This window comes from Pseudarthrobacter sp. MDT1-56, from assembly GCF_059383555.1.
The window spans coordinates 320,033-339,425 of the sequence record NZ_JBWZCK010000002.1 but is presented as its reverse complement, the minus strand read 5'-3'; the positions used below and the strand labels follow the sequence as shown (position 1 = coordinate 339,425).

The window sequence follows — 19,393 nt, the reverse complement described above, 5'->3', positions numbered from 1 at the left end:
ATGCCGGAGGTCACCGTTGATCCGGCCGGCCGGGAGTCCTTCGGCTCCCGGCTGGGCCGGGCCATGGCGGACCGCGGTCCGTTGTGCGTCGGGATCGACCCGCACGCGGCGTTGCTCCGAAGCTGGGGACTGAATGACGACGTCGCCGGGCTGGAGCGCTTCTCGCTCACCGTCCTGGACGCGGTGGCCTCGCTCGCTGCCGCGGTCAAGCCGCAGGTGGCGCTGTATGAGCGGCACGGCTCCGCGGGCATGGCCGTGCTGGAGCGCATCCTCGCCGCGGCGGCGGAGGCCTCGGTGCTGTCCATCGCCGACGCCAAACGCGGCGACATCGGCTCCACGATGGCTGCCTACGCCGACGCCTGGCTGCGGGACGGTTCCGCCCTGGCAGCCGACTCGGTGACGCTGAGCCCGTACCTGGGCTTCGAATCGCTCCGGCCGGCCCTGGACCTCGCGGCGCAGACCGGCCGTGGCGTCTTCGTCCTGGCCCTGACGTCCAACCCGGAGGGCGCGTCCGTCCAGCACGTCGGCGGCGCGGACTCCGTGGCCCGCCGGATCGTCCGGGCCGCAGCCGAGGAGAACCGGCGGTACGCGGGGGAGCTGGGTTCAACCGGACTCGTCGTCGGCGCCACTGTCGGCTCCGCGCTGACGGACCTGGACCTGGACCTCGCCGCGGTACGGGGGCCCATCCTGGCCCCGGGCCTCGGCGCGCAGGGCGCCACGGCCGGGGACTTGCGGCGCACCTTTGGCAGCGCCTATGGCCAGGTGCTCGGCACGTCCAGCCGTGACATCCTCGGCGCCGGTCCGCGGATCCAGGATCTGCGGAACGCCGCCCAGCGGACCCTTGAGGAGCTGCGCGCGGCGTAGGTGCTCCCGACGCCGTGCCGGGCCGGCGGAGAAGTCCATTGATTTCTGCCTGGCCAAGACGGTAGGTTCAGGACAAGTCCGCGGTACCGGCCGGGGTGCAGTTCGGCCCGTCCGGCCGGGCCGTTTGCGCGGTCCGTCCGACAATGCAGGGAGGCATTCAGTGAGTTTGCGACCCCTCACTCCGCAGGAGCGTGCCGATGCCTTGGGCAAGGCCGCCGCCGCAAGGACCACCCGGGCCACCGCCAAGGACAGGCTCAAGACCGGGGAGCTGAGCATCGCGGAACTGCTCAGCGCCGGAGAAACTGACGACGCGATCGCCCGGATGCGGATCGTGGAACTGCTGGAGGCGCTTCCCGGCATCGGGCGGGTACGTGCCGCGGCCATCATGGAACAGCTCGGCATCGCGGCGTCGCGCCGGGTCCGTGGCCTGGGAATCCACCAGCGCCGGGCGCTGGTAGATTTTATAGACGACAAACAGCCCGGTCCGCCGCGCTGACTCAACCCCGCACGAAGGAATATGTGAGCAACAAACCGGGACTGACAGTCCTCGCCGGCCCGACGGCTGTTGGCAAAGGCACCGTGTCCACCTACATCCGGGACAACTATCCCGGCGTCTGGCTTTCCGTCTCGGCGACCACCCGGCCCCCGCGGCCCGGCGAAGTCGACGGCGTGCATTACTTTTTCAAGTCCGCCGAGGAATTCGATTCCCTGGTCGCGAACGGCGAGCTCCTGGAGTGGGCCGTGGTCCATGGACGCAACCGCTACGGCACTCTGCGCAGCACGGTGGACGCCGCAATTGCCGACGGCCGTTCGGTCCTCCTGGAGATCGACCTGCAGGGCGCGCGGCAGGTCAAGGAGGCCGTGCCCGAGGCCCAGTTTGTCTTCCTGGCGCCGCCGAGCTGGGACGAAATGGTCCGCCGCCTGGTGGGTCGCGGCACGGAAACAGCGGAAGAACAGCAGCAGAGGCTGGAAACCGCTAAACTAGAACTTGCCGCTGAACCGGAGTTTGACCACACCGTCATCAATGATGACGTTCGACGGGCAGCGGACGAGCTTGTTTCACTCATGGGGCTGACCCCGAACCCACGCTAGGCGCCGGGACGTATCGGCCCGTTAGAATTTGGAGAATTCGTGTCCACGAACCTTGAAGGCATCATCAACCCGCCGATCGACGAGCTGCTGAAGGCCGCCGATTCGAAGTACGGACTGGTGATTTTCGGCGCCAAGCGCGCACGCCAGATCAACGCCTACTACGCCCAGCTGCACGAGGGCCTGTTCGAGTACGTCGGCCCGCTGGTCGACACCAAGCTGAACGAGAAGTCGCTCTCCATCGCGCTGCGCGAGATCAACGAAGGCAAGCTCGTTTCCACGCCGATCGAACCTGCAGAGTAATCACGCAGCCGCAGGCGGAGGTCACGTGCGTATAGTCCTCGGAGTCGGGGGAGGGATAGCTGCCTACAAGGTGGCGTCGCTCCTCCGGCTTTTTACTGAAGCCGGCCATGACGTCACCGTCATCCCCACGGAGGCCGCGACCCGCTTCGTCGGCGTCGCCACGTGGGAAGCGCTGTCCGGGCATCCGGTCAGCAACAGCGTCTTCGACGAGGTGCACACGGTCAACCATGTCCGCCTTGGCCACGAAGCCGAGCTGATCGTCGTGGCCCCCGCCACCGCCGACCTGCTGGCACGCGCTGCCACCGGCCAGGCCAACGACCTCCTGAGCAACACCCTGCTGATGGCCGGCGGCTGCCCGGTGCTGATGGCCCCCGCCATGCACACCGAGATGTGGCAGCATCCGGCGACCCAGGCTAACGTCGAAACGCTCCGCAGCCGGGGCGTCACCGTGCTGGAGCCCGCCTCCGGCAGGCTGACCGGCTCGGACTCCGGACCGGGCCGGCTGCCGGAACCCGAGGCCATCTTCGAAGCGGCTCTTGCCCTCGCCGGTGCGCCGGCGGTGCCCGCGACCGCGCCGCTGCCGGCGTCGGAGGCCGTGCTGTCTTTGCCGCTGGCCGGGCTTACCGTCACGATCAGCGCCGGCGGCACCCGCGAGCCGCTGGACCCCGTGCGGTTCCTCGGGAACCGGTCCTCCGGCAAGCAGGGGGCGGCGCTGGCCGTCGCCGCCCGCGACGCCGGAGCCAAGGTCCGGCTGCTGGCCGCCCACATGGACGTCCCGCCGCCGGCCGGTGTGAGCGTGGTCAAGGTCGAGACCGCCCTGGAGCTCCGCAAGGCCGCCCTGCACGCCGCCGCTGACTCCGACGTCATCATCATGGCCGCCGCCGTCGCGGACTTCCGGCCGGCGGACGTCTCCGGGACGAAAATTAAAAAGCGCGACGACGTCGCCGATCCTGTCATCTCCCTGGTCCGGAACCCGGACATCCTGCGCGAACTCGTCGAGGTCCGGGATGCGGCCTCCCGCGACCAGCTGATCGTCGGCTTCGCCGCCGAGACCGGGGACGCGGATGGTGACGTCCTCGACTACGCCGCGGCCAAGCTGCGCCGCAAGGCCTGCGACCTGCTGGTGGTCAACCACGTAGGACAGGACAAGGTCTTCGGTGAGGACACCAACTCCGTAGTCATCCTTTCCCGTTCCGGCTCCGAACCACAGGAGGCGTCGGGTTCCAAATCCGACGTTGCGGCTGCCGTGATTGACCGCATCAGCGCCGAGCTGAGCCGGGTTGTCCCGCCCGCCTGATCCGGCGTAAGCAACGTCTCCTTAGCACGGGGACACCCGCCGCCGGCCGTCCGTTTTCCAACCAGTAAGGTAGTTGAGTGACTTTACCGCTGCACATCCCTGACTTCCACGGGTCCACGCCCGCCTCGCTCCGGCTCTTCACGTCCGAGTCGGTGACCGAAGGACATCCCGATAAGATCTGCGACCAGATCAGCGATGCGATCCTCGATGCCCTGCTGACCAAGGACCCCGAGTCCCGGGTTGCCGTGGAGACGCTTGCCACCACCGGGCTGGTCCACGTCGCCGGTGAGGTCACCACCGACGCCTACGTCGAAATCCCGCAGATCGTCCGGGAAACCATTCTGGGCATCGGCTACGACTCTTCGGCCAACGGTTTCGACGGCGCCCGCTGCGGTGTGTCCGTCTCGATCGGCCAGCAGTCCAACGACATCGCCGGCGGCGTCTTCAATTCGCTCGAAGCCCGCGAGGGACGCCAGGAGGATGACTACGACCTCCAGGGTGCGGGGGACCAGGGCCTGATGTTCGGCTACGCCAGCGACGAGACCCCCTCCTACATGCCGGTTCCGATCTGGCTCGCGCACCGCCTTTCAGAGCGGCTCACCGAGGTCCGCAAGAACGGCGAACTCGCCTACCTGCGCCCCGACGGCAAGACCCAGGTCACCGTCGGCTACGACGGCGACCGGCCCGTCTCCGTCGAGACCGTGGTGATTTCCAGCCAGCACGCCGAAGGCGCCAGCCTGGACCAGCTCCGCGCCGACCTCGCCGCCCACGTCGTGGACCCGGTCATGGCGCTGTCCAACCTGGACATCTCCCGGGCCAAGAACATCCTCAACCCGGCCGGTGCCTTCGTCATTGGCGGCCCGGTCGGCGACGCCGGCCTCACCGGCCGCAAGATCATCGTTGACACCTATGGCGGCATGGCCCGCCACGGCGGCGGCGCCTTCTCCGGCAAGGACCCGTCCAAGGTGGACCGCTCGGCGGCCTACGCGATGCGCTGGGTGGCCAAGAACGTGGTGGCTGCCGGTCTCGCGAAGCGCGCTGAAATCCAGATCGCCTACGCTATCGGCCAGGCCCGCCCGGTGGGAACCTACGTCGAAACCTTCGGCACCGAGACCGTGGATCCCGCCCGGATCAGTGCCGCGATCGCCGAGATCTTCGACCTGCGCCCCCGGGCCATCATCGATGCCCTCGACCTCAAGCGACCCATCTACGCCAAGACCGCAGCGCACGGCCACTTCGGCCGCGAGGATCCCGACTTCACCTGGGAGCGGCTGGACCGGGTGGATGCGTTGAAGTCGTTCTTCAACGCCTGAGACGTTCAGATCCTGTCTTGAAATGCAGTCTCGGAATGCTGACTTGAAATAATGTCACTGCCCTGTGATGTGCTGTAGCCAGGCCGCCGATCCCGGCGGCCTGGCTATTCTTTGTTGGACCGGCGCTTCCTGGGCCGGCACTGACCCTTTGCTGAAGGGAGGACCCGCGCGATGAGCCCGATCCACGGCGCCGCCGCGCCGGACGAGCCCCTCCAGCTGTCGCTGCTCCAGGGGTTTCCGGGCTCGGCCGCCGCCTCCACCGGCCCACCCCTCGCCGCCGCGCTTCCGGTGGCCCGGGTACGGCTCGAGTCGTCCCTGCCGCACCTTGACCGGCCCTTCGACTACAGCGTGCCCGCCGCGCTCGACGCAGCGGCGCAGCCCGGTGTCCGGGTGAAGGTGAAGTTCAACGGCCAGGAACTCGCCGGCTACCTGATCGAACGGATGGCAGAATCCGACGCCGGCCACCCCCTCGTCCCGCTGTTCAAAGTGGTCTCGCCCGTCCCGGTGCTGACGACCTCCGTCGCGGACCTGGCCTACCGGGTCGCGGCGCGTTACGCCGGCAACGTCAGCGACGTGCTCCGTGTCGCCGTGCCGCCGCGGATGGCGAAACTGGAGAAGGACCTCGCTCCCGATGGAATCCAGGATCCGTCGCTCTTCACTGACGGGGACGACGACGGGTCGGGACCGGCACTACCTGCCGGACTGGAAGCGTCCAGCTGGACCTCCTACCGCAACGGCCCGGCCTTCCTGCAGCACCTCAATGCCGGGGAGTCGCCGCGGGCCGTGCTCAGCGCGCTCCAGGGCTTCGGGCCCGGAGGCTGGCCGCGCCTGATTGCCGAGGCGGTGGCCGCCGTACGCCTGTCCGGCCGCGGCGCCGTCGTCGTGGTGCCCGACTACCGGGACCTGGACCGGGTGGAGTCCGCTCTCCTGCAGCTCCTGCCCGCCGGAGACGTCGCAAGGCTCACCGCGGACGACGGCCAGACCCCGCGCTACCGCAGCTTCCTGCGCATCCTCAGCGGCGCTGCCGGCGTTGCCGTCGGCACCCGTTCCGCCGCCTACGCTCCCGTCCACAATCTCGGCCTGGTGGTCTGCTGGGACGACGGGGACGACCTGCACATCGAGCAGCGCTCACCCTATGCGCACTCCCGCGAAGTCCTGCTGCTGCGCGCCGGGCAGGAGGGCGCCGCGTGCCTGCTCGCCGCGCATACCCGGAGCACCGAGACGCAGCGCCTCGTCGAAGCGGGGTGGGCCTGGCCCGTGGAAGCGGATCGCACCGTCGTCCGCCGGACCGTTCCGCGGGTGCTGAACACCGCGGACAGCTACGAACTCGAACATGATCCGCTGGCCAGGATCGCGCGGTTGCCGGGCGCCGCCTGGCGTGCCGCCAAGGACGGGCTCGAACGTGGCCCGGTCCTGGTCCAGGTGGCGCGGGCCGGCTACGCGCCGTCGCTCGCCTGCGACAACTGCCGCGAACCGGCGCGCTGTACCGCCTGCAGCGGGCCGCTGGCCATCGCCGGGGCGAGCGGGAGCTCCGCCGTGCCGCAGTGCCGCTGGTGTTCTACGCCGGCGCCGGCCTGGCGCTGCGGCACCTGCAACGGGACCCGGCTCCGGCGGGGCGCTACCGGGGCGCTGCGCACGGCAGAGGAACTGGGCCGCGCCTTCCCGGGCAAGCCGGTCATCACCTCGTCGGGGGACCGGGTGCTGGCCACGGTTCCGGATTCGAAAGCCCTGGTCGTGGCGACGGTCGGCGCGGAACCCGTCGCTGCCGGCGGTTACGCGGCGGCACTGCTGCTTGACGGTGACTCGCTGCTGCGGCGCGAAAACCTGAGGGCGGGGGAGGACGCCGTCCGGCGCTGGTTCAACGCCGCAGCCTTGGTCCGGCCCGCGGGTGAGGGCGGTCTTGTGGTCATCACCGCGGACGACGCAGCCGGCGTCGGGGCCCTGCTGCGCTGGGACCCTGCCGGCTACGCCCAGCGGGAATTATCCCTCCGCCAGGAGCTGCAGCTGCCGCCGGCCGTCCGGGTCGCTTCCATCACCGGCGGCCGGACCGCCGTCGGGCACTTCGGCCAGGCCGTCGAGCAGCAGCTGGGCCCGCAGGGGATTGTACTGCGGACCGCCGGCCCGGCCCCCCTCGTGATGGCCGGCGCCCCCGGCCAGGCAGGGACCCAGGGCAAAGCCGACGGTGCCGCCGATGAGGACGTCCGGACGCTGCTGTTCATCCCTTACGGCCAGGCCGCGCAGGTAACCCGGGCGCTGCGGGCGGTCAAGGTAGCGGCCGCCGCCAAACGCACCGACGACCCGGTCCAGCTGCGGCTCGACGGCGTGGACGTGCTCTAGATCGACTCTGAACGAGGTACGTGCCCTCGGTGACGGTGCCGTCACCGGCCACGCGCACCGGGTCTACGTCCTCATCGATCCCGCCGCCGAAGACGTACACGCCCGCCGCCTTGGCCTCGTCGATGACGGCATGCGCGGCTTCGACCACAGCTTCGAAGCCGCGGCTGGGCTCGACGGCATAAGCCCTGCGCGGACATCCTCTCGTCGTTCCCGGACTCCCAAATTCGTTCCGCAAAACCTGTCCTCCAAAACCTGTCCTCCGTGAACGACTTTCACCCGGACCTGGCCCGTACCGGCGTCGGGCTGCACTGCGTCCGGCTCCACCATTTAATGTCGGTGACTCGTGATTTTATGGAGGTATGGAAAGCACGGCGTGGAGTGCGGAGTCCAGGGAGGCGCTGGCGGCTGTCGCGGCGTCCGTTGCTGCGCTGGCTGTTTTCGCCTCGGGCGGGGACCGCGCTGATCGGTCCGGCGCCGATCCGCTCCGGGGTGCCGAGTCTGATCCGTTGTGGGCTGATCCGTTGCGGGAGCTGGCGGATGGCTGCCTGGACAGTATGACCGGCGTGGCGCGGGTGGAGGCCGGGATGGCCGCGCTGAAGGTTTGGCTGACCGCGGACTACGCGGAGGCGACCCGGGCCCTGGCCTCCCCGGCGGCGTCCCCGCAGGACCGCGCCGTCCAGGAGATGGCTTTGGTCGCTGAGGTCGCGTGCGCATTGACGGTCAGTGAACACGCCGCCGGAGCCCTGCTGGGTGAGAGTCAGGCCCTGACGACTTCGCTGCCGCTGACCCTGGCGGCCCTGCAGGCCGGGACAATCTCCTGGGCCTATGCCCGGATCATGGTGGACGAGACCAGCAATCTGGATCCGGCCGGGGCGGCGGCATTGGAGGCGCACTTCCTGGACCCGGACGCGCCGAACCCGGCCCGCGGGTGCCCGGCCGGGGACCTCGTCCCGGGCCGGTTCCGCGCCAAGGCCCGTGTTTGGCGGGAACGCCACCACCCGGTCAGCATCGAACAACGCCACACCAAGTGTGCTGCGGACCGGCGGGTCGAGTACTGCCCGGACCGGGACGGGATGGCCTGGCTCTCCGCGTACCTCCCGGCCGACACCGCCGCGGGGATCTGGGAGCGGACCACCGCCGCCGCCCGCGCCCTCCAGGGCCCGGAGGAGGCCAGGACCCTGACCCGGCTCCGCGCCGACGTCGCCGCCACCTGGCTCCTCAGCACTGGACTGGCCGAAGGCGGCACCGGGACCATCGGCGGCACAAGCGAGGGAGGACACGGTCTGGCTGGCGGCACCGGCACCGGCACGGATGTCAGCGGCCTGGGTGGGGGTGTGCCGGTCCCGCGGGCGCAGGTCCTGGTCACCGTCCCGGTCCTGTCCCTCCTGGGTGCCACTGAGGAACCGGCGATGCTGGACGGGTACGGGCCGATCCCGCCGTCGATGGCCCGCCGCCTGGTCGCCGACGGTGCGGGTTCCTTTTACCGGGTCCTGACGGACCCGCGGGACGGTGCCCCGCTGGAAATCGGCCGGACCAGCTACCGCCTCACGAAAGCTCAGCGCCAGTGGCTCCGGCTCCGCGACGGCAGGTGCCCGTTCCCGGGATGTAACAACCCGTCCCTGGACAATGAGGCGGACCATCTCCTGGCCTGGGCCGACGGAGGCACCACCGGGATCACCAACCTGGGCCAGCCCTGCCCCAAGCATCACCGCCTGAAGCACAGCTCGGCCTGGACACCATCCGGGGCAAGCGAACACAGCCCGCCGGGGTGGACCTCACCGTCGGGGCGGCACTATCCCAGCGAACAGCAGGACTGGGAACCACCAGACTGGCCGGGCCATCTCCTGTGCACGGACGGAGGCCTGCCCGCGGACGAAGAACTGGACCTGGACCTGCCCCCGGATCCAGGCTGGAATTCCGATCTGGACCCGCCCCCCGACCCCTTCCCGGACTGTCACCACTTCACGGCCGGGCACGAATTTCCTGCAGCGATCCCGGAGGATCCACCCTGGCCAGAGCCCCTGGAGGACCCTTTCCCGGAATGCCTTCTAGTCCAACGTGACTGAGCGGCCATAAGACTGCTGCTGTCTCATTTCCATGGTGCTGGCTGAACCTTGATCGACCACAGTGCCGGTTGATTGTGCAGAGGCGGCCGTGGACGATGCGCGCAGCAGGCTCAGGGTGTGTCGGGCGAGGGGGCAGCAGCCGGGGATCGAAAGCGTTCCCAAGCCGACTGGCGGGTCATGCCCAAAGCAGCGCCAATGCGTGCCCAGCTGATATTTCTTTGCCGGGCGGTCCCCACCCAGGCACACAGCCGGTCTTCGACTTGCGCGGCGACTGCGGAAATTTCCGGCAGGTGGGCAAGCAGGGCTTCATCGGTCATGCTCACCCAAGGAGCCTCTGCCGGTGAGCTGTCCGTGCCGCTCAAAAGCTTTATGGATGACCTGGCGCAGTCCTCGCAGATGGCGACACCTGGACCTGCCACGAGGCGACGCCTGCGGCTGGCTAATTTTGCACAGAAACTGCACATCGTCGGGCCTTCAAGTGGCAGTTCGACTTCCACGGCGCTCTCCTTGAGTAAGTGTGTAAACATGTTCAGTGTGGTTGACGTGTCAGGAATAACCTGACAGATTGTCAGGTGTGACCTTACAGCCAGTTGTAGACGCCGGGCGCCGGCCGCCCGACAAGACACCTCTGATGCGGCTGGTTGTGTTCCGAAAGCTGTGGATGTCCAGCGCGTTCGAGGGTGTGGGCGACGAAGCAAGCCGCGTCCTGATCCCGATCATTGCTGTCTCGATGCTTGGTGCTGGCGCCCTGGAGGTGGGAATCATCAACGCCCTGGGCCTGAGTGCCTTCCTTGTCCTGGGCGTCCCGATCGGTGTCTGGGTGGACAGGCTTCGCCGGCGTCGACTGATGATCGCCGCGGACGTGTTCCGGGCACTGGTCGCCCTGAGCGTTCCGGCGGCCTTCGTGACGGGTGCAATGACGATCGGGCATCTGCTGGTCTGCTTGACGCTGATCAGCGTCGCCGATGTCGTGTTCACCACCGCTCATGGAGCCTTCGTCCCTTCCGTGGTGGACCGGGAGCAGGTCAGCGACGCCCACGCCCGGCTGCAATCGGCCGCCAGCATAGTCGCCGTCGGCTCCCCGTCCCTGACGGCGGCGCTGCTCAGCGTCATCGCCGCACCGTTCGCCCTGGTGAAGGCAGGGATCTCCTACGTACTGTCCGCCCTGAGCCTAGGATTCTCGCCGGCGTCGCCTGCGTTCCGGTCGTCGCGCTGACGCCCCTCGCTGCGGTCCTGCCGTGGTTCCCGGCCCTCTGGCTCGGCGCGTCCACGTTCGGGTGGGCCTTCCTCGTTGTGGTCATCTCGGTGGCAGGAGCCGGCATCGTGCCCCGCATCGCTCCGGCCCACAGGTTAGGAATCGTCATGGCGAGCAGCCGACTCTTTGTCCTCGGAATCATGCCGCTCGCCAGCCTCACCGGGGGCGCGCTGGCCGCATGGATAGGTGTCCAACCCGTGCTCTGGATCTGGTCCCTGCTCGCCGGCGCCTCTGTTCTCCCAATCGTCTTTTCGCCCATGCGGACGTGGCGGGAATTTCCGGCGGACTCAGACGGCGCCGCCCGCCCCGTTACCGGCTGACCGGACGAGACCCTAGCGGCGTGCCCGCAGCGCCACGGCCTCTTCGGCGACCTCCAGCAGCCTGCGGGCGGACTCGTCCCAGCTGAACTCCGCGGCCCGTTCCACCGAGCGGCGGGAACGGGTCTTCCACAGGTCCGGTTCCTCAAGCTTCCGCACCGCAGCGGCGAACTCCGCCGGGGAATCCGGATGGAGGTAGCTGACGGCGTCGCCGCCCACTTCGCGGAAGATCGGGATGTCGCTGGCGATCACGGGCGTGCCGTGCGACATCGCTTCAACGAGAGGCAGTCCGTAGCCCTCCGCTCTGGACAGGCTGATCAGGGCAGTGGTGCGTCCCAGCATGGCCTCATACTCGGCGTCGGTCACGCCGTTGTGGAAGACAATGCCGGCGCCCGCCGGTGCCAGGGCTTCGAGTTCGGCCCGTCGTTCCGGGGTGATCCGGCTGAGCAGGTGCAGGGTCATGTCCGGGAGTTCGGCCATGCCCCGGATCATGGTCTCCACATTCTTGTACGGCATGAAGGAACCCATGTACAGCAGCGTCTTGTCCGCTCCCGCCCCGGGATCCCGCGGCGTGTGCCCGTGCTGCGGGGCGTTGCCGACGATCCGGACGGGACGCCGGGTGAGCCGGTATTTCGAGATCAGCGCGGCGGTGGTGGAACTGATGGTCGCGACGACGTCGGCCCGGTTCAGCAGCAGCCGCTGCGGCCAGAACGCCTTGTGGTACAGCCGCCAGAGGACCCGGACCGGGGCGGGCAGGAAGCCGGGAGGTGCCGGGTGTTCGTAGTAGATCAGGTCATGCAGGGTCAGCACCAGGGCGTACTTCCGGCCCCAGCTGCCCATGGTCTGCATCGGACACACCACCACGTCGGCGCCGAGCTTGTTGACCTTGCCCGCGACGAACAGCTCGGCGGGGGACAGCGGACTGTTGATCAGGGTGTAGGGCACGTCAGGGAGCAGGGCCAGCTGGCGGACGTCGCTGATCAGCATGGAGACATCAGCGACTTTGGCCGTCGCCTGGATCAGGCTGGAGCCGTAGCGGCTGATGCCGTCATGGTGGTCCAGCCGGGTGAAGCGGGCATCGATGAGGATTTTCACGCGGAATGGTCCTTCAGGAAGCAGCGGATGAACTCGGCGGCAGGTTCCGGGGTTTCATAGTGGATCAGGTGGCCGACGTCCGGGATGACCTCAAGGTACGCGTCCGGCAGCACGGCCAGCAGCCTGTGCTGGTCCGGCAGCGCGGCGATCTCGTCCTTTTCCCCGGCGATCAGCAGCACAGGAAGGGCAAGGCTGCTGGCGACTTCCGCCACGTTGCTGCCGACCGAGGCCTTAAACGCCTCCAGCAGGCTCTCCCGGTCCGCGAACGCGGAGAAATAGGCGCTGTGCTGGGCATGCACAAATCGACGGAGCTGTTTGTCCCGGGTCTTCGCCATCGTCTCGCTCATGACCCTGACGATCAGCTGGCTGCGCAGCAGGCCCTGTCCCAGCCGGCGGGGAAGGCGCGCGGCAGCTTCGTAGTACAGGACCGCGAGTTTGGTCATGAGCCCCTTGGATCCCTCCAGGGCGGGAGCGGCGATGGGGTTGACCAGGATCAGCTCCGAGACCGTGCCGGGGTGGGCCGCCACGTAGTGGCCCGCGACTATGGAGCCAAAGGAGTGGCCCAGCAGGACCGTGTCCGGTCCCAGACCCAGGGCTTCCATAAAGTCGGAGATGAACCGGCCGTAGCGCTCAACGCTGTGTTCGGCACCGACGAAAGCGGCGGAGCTGCCGAAACCGGGCAGGTCGGGCATAATCAGCCGCATCTCGGGCAGCTGGTCGGCTACCCGGAGCAGGCCGTGGTGGTCGCCGCGGAAGCCGTGGATGACCAGGATGGTCCGGGTCTCCGGCGTCACCCCGACCGGCTCGTAAGTCCAGTACGCGACCTTGGTGCCGTCGAGGATCACCTCGGAGGCGTGGGTGCGGGTCTCGAGTCCGGCGCTGAACAGGGGGGCGGTGGGGGAAGGCTCGGTGGCCACGTGGTCCATTCGATGAGTCCTAATTGACTGAGTCCGGGTTGGAGCCGGTGCGGAAGCCACGCTCCAGGCCGGCCAGGGCGTCCATGGCGTCGTCGTCGAGGCTGAAGCTAAAGACGTTCAAATTTTCTTTGATCCGGGCGAAGGAGCTTGCTTTGGGGATGGTGACATTGCCGAGCTGGACATGCCAGCGGAGGATGATTTGCGCGGCGGTCCTGCTGTGCGCGGCGGCGAGGTCCAGCACCACCGGATCCTGCAGGACCTGGCCGCGGCCCAGCGGGCTCCACGCCTCGGTGGTGATTCCGAGTTCGCGGTGCAGGGTGCGCAGCTCCTCCTGCTGCAGCCAGGGGTGCAGCTCGATCTGGTTGACGGCCGGGACGACTTCCGCGGTCTGCAGCAGGCGGTCCAGGTGGGCCGGCTGGAAATTCGAGACCCCGATGGCCCGCGCCCTGCCTTCGCGGTACAGCGTCTCCATGGCGCGGTAGCTCTCGGGATACAGCCCGCGCTGCGGACAGGGCCAGTGGATCAGGTACAGATCCACATATTCCAGCCCGAGGTTCGACATGGACGTGTCGAAGGCGCGCAGCGTGGCGTCGTAGCCCTGGTCATCGTTCCAGAGCTTGGTCGTGACGAACAGATCCTCGCGCGAGAGCGAGGGGGAGGATTCGCCGGAACCGCCGCGGGCGTCGTCGGGGCTCATGAAACTCGACAACGAGCCGATGCCCCGGGCGACGCCTGTCTCATTGCCGTACATGGCGGCGGTGTCGAAGTGCCGGTAGCCGGCCTCCAGCGCCATGGTCACGAGTCCGGCGGCATCTGCGGGGGGCACTTTGTAGAGTCCGAACCCCAACTGGTCGATCAGGACACCGTTGTTAAGGCTAAGCCGGGGCGAGGGTTTCATAGCCTCGACTTTACCGACTCCGCCGCCGGTACCCTTCACGGCGGGCCGGTTCAGGACAAGCCGTCAAAGCTGACCAGCCGCCGGGCGCTGGCCTCGTCGAGGATCAGATCGGTGGCCAGCCCGGCGGCAAGGGCGCCGCGCAGGCCGTTGATCTTGGAGGCGCCCGACACCACACAGATCCTCCGGCGCACTTGGCGCAGCTGCGCAAGGTCCGGGCCGGTGGAGCGCTCGTTAAGGGTGATGCCGTCCGAGGAACCATCGGCGCGGAAGAACACCGTGGCCACATCGCCTACGACGTCGGAGGAGGCCAGCACCGTCAGGTCGTCTTCATCGAGGTAGCCGCCCGCGTAGACGTGGCTGGGGTAATCGGCGTCGACCGATCCGACGCCGAAAATGGCGATGCTCATGCGGGCCTGCAGTTCAAGGATCCGTTGCACACTGCGCTCATTCCACATGGCCCGTTTCGTCGCGGCGTGGTCGAAGAACGCCGGCACCGGGAACTGTTCCACCCGCGCCCCGTAGGCACTGCCAAAGCGCCGCATGATGTCGGAGGCGTAGGTGATGCCCGTGGTTTGCATGTTGCCGGCCCCGTTGAGCTGGACGATCACGCTGTCGTGGGTGATCTTCCGGGTCAGGTGCCGGCTGACGGCGCTCAGGGTGGAGCCCCACGCGACGCCGATGATGGCATTGGAATCGACCAGCGGGCCAATGGTCCGCGCGGCCTGCATGGCCACGCGGTCCAGTGTTTCCGCCTCATTCAGGGTGTCGACCACCGGGACGACGTGCACATCGACCTTGTATTCCGCGCGGATCATGCTGGCCAGCTCGGGGCCCGTGTCCAGCGGACTGCGGATCTGGATCTGCACCAGCCCCGATTCCCGGGCCGAGGAGAGCAGGCGGGACACGGTGGACCGCGACGTGCGGAGCTCCCGGGCAATCGCGTCCATGGTCAGGTCCTGCAGGTAATACAACTGGGCCGCGCGGAGGGCTTCAGAGCTGCGTGAGGGCATCATCCCATTTCCGTTCTGCACGTTTGTGCATAGTGCTTGACTCCATTTTCCATTACTCCAAAGAATAGTGTTGAACGGCGGCGCGCCGCGTGGCGCGCCGCACAGGACGAAACCCAAAGGAGCAGTTCTTGGGACAGAAGGATTCAGCCCGCCACCCGGCATCGGCCGGCGAGCGAGCATCGGTGCACAAGCTGCGGACGCGGCCCCACGCGCAGGTACTGATCATCGGCGGTGGCATCAACGGAGTGGGCACGTTCCGGGACCTGGCCCTGCAGGGTGTGGACGTCGCCCTCGTGGAGCGCGGTGACTACTGCCAGGGGGCCAGCGGAGCCTCCTCACACATGATCCACGGCGGCATCCGCTACCTCGAGAACGGCGAGTTCCGCCTGGTCCAGGAATCGGTGGTGGAACGGAACCGGCTGTTGCGCATCGCACCCCACTACGTGAAGCCGCTGCAGACCACCATCCCCATCTTCAGCACGTTCTCCGGCATCCTCTCCGCTCCGCTGCGCTTCCTGACCCACAAGCAGCAGGGCGCCCCAAAGGAACGCGGGGCCTTCCTGATCAAGCTCGGCCTGAGCCTGTACGACTTCTTCTCCCGTGACGGCGGCACCGTACCCCGCCACCAGTTCCGCGGCCGCAAGCGGGCCCTGGCGGAACTGCCGCGCCTGCACCCGGGCATCAAGTACGCCGCCACGTATTTTGATGCCTCCGTCCACAACCCGGAGCGCCTGACCCTGGACGTGCTGCAGGACGGTGAGAAGGCCGGCGCCGCGGGTGCCAGCGACGCCCGCGCCAGCAACTACCTCTCGCTCGTCTCCGTCCGGGACAGTGCAGGAGCCGGTCGTAGCGGAAGCACCGTGGAGTTCCGCGACGAGCTCACCGGCGAGCTGTTCAACTTCACCGCGGACGTCATCGTCAACACCACCGGCGCCTGGGTCGACCAGACCAACCAGGCGATGGGCGCGGCGTCGGCGTTCATGGGCGGCACCAAGGGCTCGCACATCGTGCTGGACCACCCGGAACTGCTGGCGGCCTGCAACGGACGCGAGATCTTCTTCGAACACACCGACGGCCGGATCGTGCTGATCTACCCGATGGGGGACCGGGTCCTGGTGGGCACCACCGACGTCGACGCCGACATGGCTGAGGACGCCGTGTGCACCGAGGCGGAGATCGACTACTTCTTCGACCTGATCGGCCACGTCTTCCCGGACATCACCGTGGGCCGGGGACAGATCGTCTACACCTTCTCCGGCGTCCGCCCGCTGCCCAAGCACGACGCCACCCAGCCCGGCTTCGTCAGCCGCGATTACCGGATCGAACGCCGCGCCGGCGCCACACCAGGCGCTGGAGCAGGACCGCACGGCGGCGCCGTCGTGCTCAGCCTCGTCGGCGGAAAGTGGACCACCTTCCGGGCCCTCGCCGAACACCTGAGCAACGACGTTCTCGCCGAGCTCGGGATGGAACGGAAGGTCTCGACGGCGAAACTCGCCATCGGCGGCGGCGCCGGCTTCCCGGACAGCGAGGACGGCGTGCAGCGCTGGATCAAGGCGCACATGACCGCCGGACGCGACGCCGACCGCACCGCCGGTCTGCTGACCCGCTACGGCACCCGCGCCGAGGAAGTCATAGGCTTCCTCGACGGCGCCCCGGGATCCACCCCGGACCGGCTCCTGCACTCGACCCGGGAACTGAGCGTCCGCGAACTGGAATTCATGGCCCGCAACGAACAGGTCGGGCACCTGATCGACGTACTGATCCGCCGCACCTCCCTCGCCTTCCGCGGGCTGGTGACCGGCGAGCTGCTGAACGAGGTTGCCGACATCCTCTCCGGCCCGCTGGGCTGGGACGCGGCAACGCGGTCGTCCGAGATCTCCCACGCTCAGGAGGTGCTCAAGCGGTTCCACGGTGTCCAGGTCCACAGCCTGGTCTCCTGATAGACCTCGGCGCCCGGACGGGGGACGTCCGGGCGCAAGGACTGCGTGGTTCCCCCGGGGACCGGCGCAGTGGCCGGCCGGCGGCGTCAACGCGTTGCCGGCCAAACAGCCCCTCAAACTCGCGAGGGGCTGACAACAGAAAAATAGAGGAGTCAAAGATGTCTCTTGGAATAGTTTTCCTGTCCGAAGTATTCGGTACCGCAATGCTGACCCTGCTGGGTTGCGGCGTTGTGGCAAACGTTGCACTCAAAGGCACCAAGGGCAACAACGGCGGGTTCCTGATGGTCACCTGGGGATGGGGCATCGCCGTCTTCTCCGGCGTCTACGTCGCAGCCCAGTCCGGTGCCCACCTGAACCCCGCCGTGACCTTCGGCCTGCTGCTCAACGGCAAGACGGAGTACGCACCGGGTGTCCCGGTCGACTTCGCCTCCACCCTCACCTACTTCGGCGGTGAACTGCTCGGTGCCTTCCTCGGTGCCGTGGTGATGTGGCTGGCCTACAAGCAGCACTTCGACGCCGAGCCGGAGCCCGCAAGCCAGCTGGCTGTGTTCTCCACCGGTCCGGCCATCCGCTCCGCCCCGTGGAACCTGATCACGGAGATCATCGGCACCTTTGTCCTCGTCTTCGTCATCCTTACCTTCGGCGGGACGCCTTCGGGTCTCGGCCCGCTCGCGGTGGCACTGCTCGTTGTCGGTATCGGCGTCTCCCTCGGTGGCCCCACCGGCTACGCCATCAACCCGGCCCGTGACCTTGGCCCCCGCATCGCCCATGCCCTGCTGCCCATGAAGGGCAAGGGTTCCTCCGACTGGAGCTACTCGTGGGTTCCGATCGTCGGGCCGATGGTCGGCGGAGGCCTCGCCGGTCTCGTCGCGGCAGTCGTGCCGATCATCGCCACCGCAGCCGCCTAACCCACCCGCTACGCACTCATTCAACTGCCAGCCCAAGACAAGGACGTCAACATGAACCAGTACGTAATCGCCATCGACCAGGGCACCACCAGCACCCGCGCCATCGTGTTCGACCACAGCGGCAACATCGTCTCCTCGGGGCAGATGGAGCACGAACAGATCTTCCCGCAGGCAGGCTGGGTGGAGCACGATCCCGCCGAGATCTGGAACAACACCCGCGAGGTCATCGCCTCCGCGTTGTCCAAGGCGAACCTGACCCGGCACGACATCGCCGCCGTCGGCATCACCAACCAGCGTGAAACCGCGGTCGTCTGGGACAAGACCACCGGCAAGGCCATCTACAACGCGATCGTCTGGCAGGACACCCGGACCCAGTCAATCGTGGACGAGCTGGCCAAGGACGGGGGACCGGAGCGTTTCAAGCAGAAGGTCGGCCTGCCGCTGGCCACCTACTTCTCCGGCACCAAGATCAAGTGGATCCTGGACAACGTCGAGGGTGCCCGCGCCAAAGCTGAGGCCGGGGACCTGGTCTTCGGCAACACCGACTGCTGGGTGCTTTGGAACCTCACCGGCGGAACCGACGGTGGCGTCCACGTCACGGATGTCACCAACGCCTCGAGGACCATGTTCATGGACCTCGAGACGCTCTCCTGGGACCAGGAGATCCTGGACGCCTTCGGCGTTCCGGCCTCCATGATGCCGGCCATCAAGTCCTCCTCCGAGGTCTACGGCACGGTGCACACCTCCCAGCTGCTGCGCGAGGTTCCGGTCGCCGGCATCCTGGGCGACCAGCAGGCCGCGACGTTCGGCCAGGCCGCCTTCGACGCCGGCGAAGCCAAGAACACCTACGGCACCGGCTGCTTCCTCATCTTCAACACCGGTGAGGAAATCGTCCACTCCAAGAACGGGCTGCTCACGACGGTCGGCTACAAGCTCGGCGACGCCGCCCCGCACTACGCGCTGGAAGGCTCCATCGCCGTCACCGGCTCGCTGGTGCAGTGGCTGCGCGACAACCTGGGCATGATCAGCAGCGCCCCGGAAGTGGAGACGCTGGCGGCCTCGGTGGAGGACAACGGCGGCGTGTACATCGTTCCCGCTTTCTCCGGACTGTTCGCCCCGTACTGGCGTTCCGACGCCCGCGGCGCGATTGTCGGGCTGACCCGGTTCGTGAACAAGAACCACATCGCCCGGGCGGCGCTGGAGGCCACGGCCTTCCAGACCCGCGAGGTGCTGGACGCCGTCAACGCGGACTCGGGTGTGCCGCTGACGGAGCTGAAGGTCGACGGCGGCATGGTCGCCAACGATGCGCTGATGCAGTTCCAGGCGGACATCCTCGGCGTTCCGGTGATCCGGCCGAAGGTCGTGGAGACGACCTCGCTGGGCGCCGCCTACGCCGCCGGTCTGGCCGTCGGCTTCTGGAAGGACCTCGGCGAATGTTCCGCCAACTGGTCCGAGGACAAGCGCTGGGAACCGAAGATGGAACAGTCCGAGCGCGAGCGCCAGATGCGGCTCTGGAAGAAAGCCGTCACCAAGTCCATGGACTGGGTCGACGACGACGTCAAGTAGCCGGTTCCAGGGCCTCTGAGGGGCACAACAGAGCCCCGGCCAGCCACGCTGGCCGGGGCTCTGCCCGTCCGCAACGCCGCCGCCGTTTCCCCGCGGACCGGCCGGAGGCGCTAAAGTAGAGCTATGCGTGCGATCCTCCTGCTTAGCTAGCCGCCCGGCATCCCGACGAGAACTCGGATTGCCGAGCGGCAGCCCCTCCGTGTCGAGGGGCTTTTGTG

The 19,393-nt window shown here is 68.0% G+C and carries 18 protein-coding genes; 13 read left to right on the top strand and 5 right to left on the bottom strand.

Annotated elements, in window-relative coordinates; all coding sequences use genetic code 11:
* From pyrF to AC50YC_RS04750, 8 genes are all read left to right on the top strand, one after another.
* The gene (gene pyrF, locus AC50YC_RS04785) at positions 1-864 is read left to right on the top strand and encodes an orotidine-5'-phosphate decarboxylase (RefSeq protein WP_494952436.1); all 864 of its coding nucleotides are present in this window, start codon (positions 1-3) and stop codon (positions 862-864) included.
* A gap of 160 nt (positions 865-1,024) precedes the next feature.
* Positions 1,025-1,360: an integration host factor, actinobacterial type gene (gene mihF, locus AC50YC_RS04780; RefSeq protein ID WP_479821789.1), complete on the top strand. Its 336-nt coding sequence runs from the start codon at positions 1,025-1,027 to the stop codon at positions 1,358-1,360.
* Between the two features lie 23 nt (positions 1,361-1,383).
* Positions 1,384-1,956 carry a guanylate kinase gene (gmk, locus tag AC50YC_RS04775; RefSeq protein ID WP_494952435.1) on the top strand — a complete coding sequence of 191 codons (573 nt, stop codon included), beginning with the start codon at positions 1,384-1,386 and terminating at the stop codon, positions 1,954-1,956.
* A 39-nt stretch (positions 1,957-1,995) separates the two neighbouring features.
* Positions 1,996-2,256 carry a DNA-directed RNA polymerase subunit omega gene (gene rpoZ / locus AC50YC_RS04770; protein WP_011692102.1) on the top strand — a complete coding sequence of 87 codons (261 nt, stop codon included), beginning with the start codon at positions 1,996-1,998 and terminating at the stop codon, positions 2,254-2,256.
* Positions 2,257-2,281: 25 nt separating this feature from the next.
* Positions 2,282-3,553, top strand: a complete 1,272-nt coding sequence (gene coaBC, locus AC50YC_RS04765) for a bifunctional phosphopantothenoylcysteine decarboxylase/phosphopantothenate--cysteine ligase CoaBC (protein WP_494952434.1) — start codon at positions 2,282-2,284, stop codon at positions 3,551-3,553.
* Between the two features lie 77 nt (positions 3,554-3,630).
* Positions 3,631-4,866 (top strand): methionine adenosyltransferase, encoded by a 1,236-nt coding sequence (gene metK / locus AC50YC_RS04760; RefSeq protein ID WP_494952433.1) that lies wholly within the window; start codon positions 3,631-3,633, stop codon positions 4,864-4,866.
* A 171-nt stretch (positions 4,867-5,037) separates the two neighbouring features.
* Entirely contained in the window at positions 5,038-7,203 is a 2,166-nt protein-coding gene (locus AC50YC_RS04755) for a primosomal protein N' (protein WP_494952432.1), read from the top strand.
* Between the two features lie 359 nt (positions 7,204-7,562).
* Positions 7,563-9,269 (top strand): HNH endonuclease signature motif containing protein, encoded by a 1,707-nt coding sequence (locus AC50YC_RS04750; protein ID WP_494952431.1) that lies wholly within the window; start codon positions 7,563-7,565, stop codon positions 9,267-9,269.
* Between the two features lie 110 nt (positions 9,270-9,379).
* Here the strand turns inward: AC50YC_RS04750 and AC50YC_RS04745 are convergent, their stop codons facing one another.
* Entirely contained in the window at positions 9,380-9,766 is a 387-nt protein-coding gene (locus AC50YC_RS04745; protein ID WP_494952430.1) for a ClpX C4-type zinc finger protein, read from the bottom strand.
* 77 nt (positions 9,767-9,843) lie between these two features.
* Here AC50YC_RS04745 and AC50YC_RS04740 point away from each other — a divergent pair, with 77 nt between their 5' ends.
* Both AC50YC_RS04740 and AC50YC_RS04735 read left to right on the top strand, forming a co-directional pair.
* Complete coding sequence (locus tag AC50YC_RS04740) at positions 9,844-10,485, top strand: MFS transporter (protein ID WP_494952429.1); 642 nt, start codon at positions 9,844-9,846, stop codon at positions 10,483-10,485.
* Between the two features lie 146 nt (positions 10,486-10,631).
* On the top strand, positions 10,632-10,844 hold the full coding sequence (locus AC50YC_RS04735) for a hypothetical protein (protein ID WP_494952428.1): 213 nt from the start codon (positions 10,632-10,634) through the stop codon (positions 10,842-10,844).
* A gap of 12 nt (positions 10,845-10,856) precedes the next feature.
* On the opposite strand, the gene AC50YC_RS04730 is transcribed toward AC50YC_RS04735, so the two are convergent.
* Genes AC50YC_RS04730 through AC50YC_RS04715 form a run of 4 tightly spaced genes read right to left on the bottom strand, consistent with a single transcriptional unit; the run spans position 10,857 to position 14,764 of the window.
* Entirely contained in the window at positions 10,857-11,936 is a 1,080-nt protein-coding gene (locus tag AC50YC_RS04730; RefSeq protein ID WP_494952427.1) for a glycosyltransferase family 4 protein, read from the bottom strand.
* Entirely contained in the window at positions 11,933-12,862 is a 930-nt protein-coding gene (locus tag AC50YC_RS04725; RefSeq protein ID WP_494952426.1) for an alpha/beta fold hydrolase, read from the bottom strand. Before AC50YC_RS04725 ends, AC50YC_RS04730 begins: the two co-directional genes overlap by 4 nt.
* Before the next feature lie 10 nt (positions 12,863-12,872).
* Complete coding sequence (locus tag AC50YC_RS04720; protein ID WP_494952425.1) at positions 12,873-13,751, bottom strand: aldo/keto reductase; 879 nt, start codon at positions 13,749-13,751, stop codon at positions 12,873-12,875.
* A 50-nt stretch (positions 13,752-13,801) separates the two neighbouring features.
* A complete protein-coding gene (locus tag AC50YC_RS04715) occupies positions 13,802-14,764 on the bottom strand; it encodes a sugar-binding transcriptional regulator (RefSeq protein ID WP_494952424.1) in 963 nt (320 codons plus the stop codon).
* Positions 14,765-14,889: 125 nt separating this feature from the next.
* Here AC50YC_RS04715 and AC50YC_RS04710 point away from each other — a divergent pair, with 125 nt between their 5' ends.
* From AC50YC_RS04710 to glpK, 3 genes are all read left to right on the top strand, one after another.
* The gene (locus AC50YC_RS04710) at positions 14,890-16,701 is read left to right on the top strand and encodes a glycerol-3-phosphate dehydrogenase/oxidase (protein ID WP_494952423.1); all 1,812 of its coding nucleotides are present in this window, start codon (positions 14,890-14,892) and stop codon (positions 16,699-16,701) included.
* 158 nt (positions 16,702-16,859) lie between these two features.
* Positions 16,860-17,609, top strand: coding sequence for an MIP/aquaporin family protein (locus AC50YC_RS04705; protein WP_494952422.1), 750 nt, complete (start codon positions 16,860-16,862; stop codon positions 17,607-17,609).
* 51 nt (positions 17,610-17,660) lie between these two features.
* Positions 17,661-19,175, top strand: a complete 1,515-nt coding sequence (glpK, locus tag AC50YC_RS04700; protein WP_494952421.1) for a glycerol kinase GlpK — start codon at positions 17,661-17,663, stop codon at positions 19,173-19,175.
* Positions 19,176-19,393: the final 218 nt, after the last annotated feature.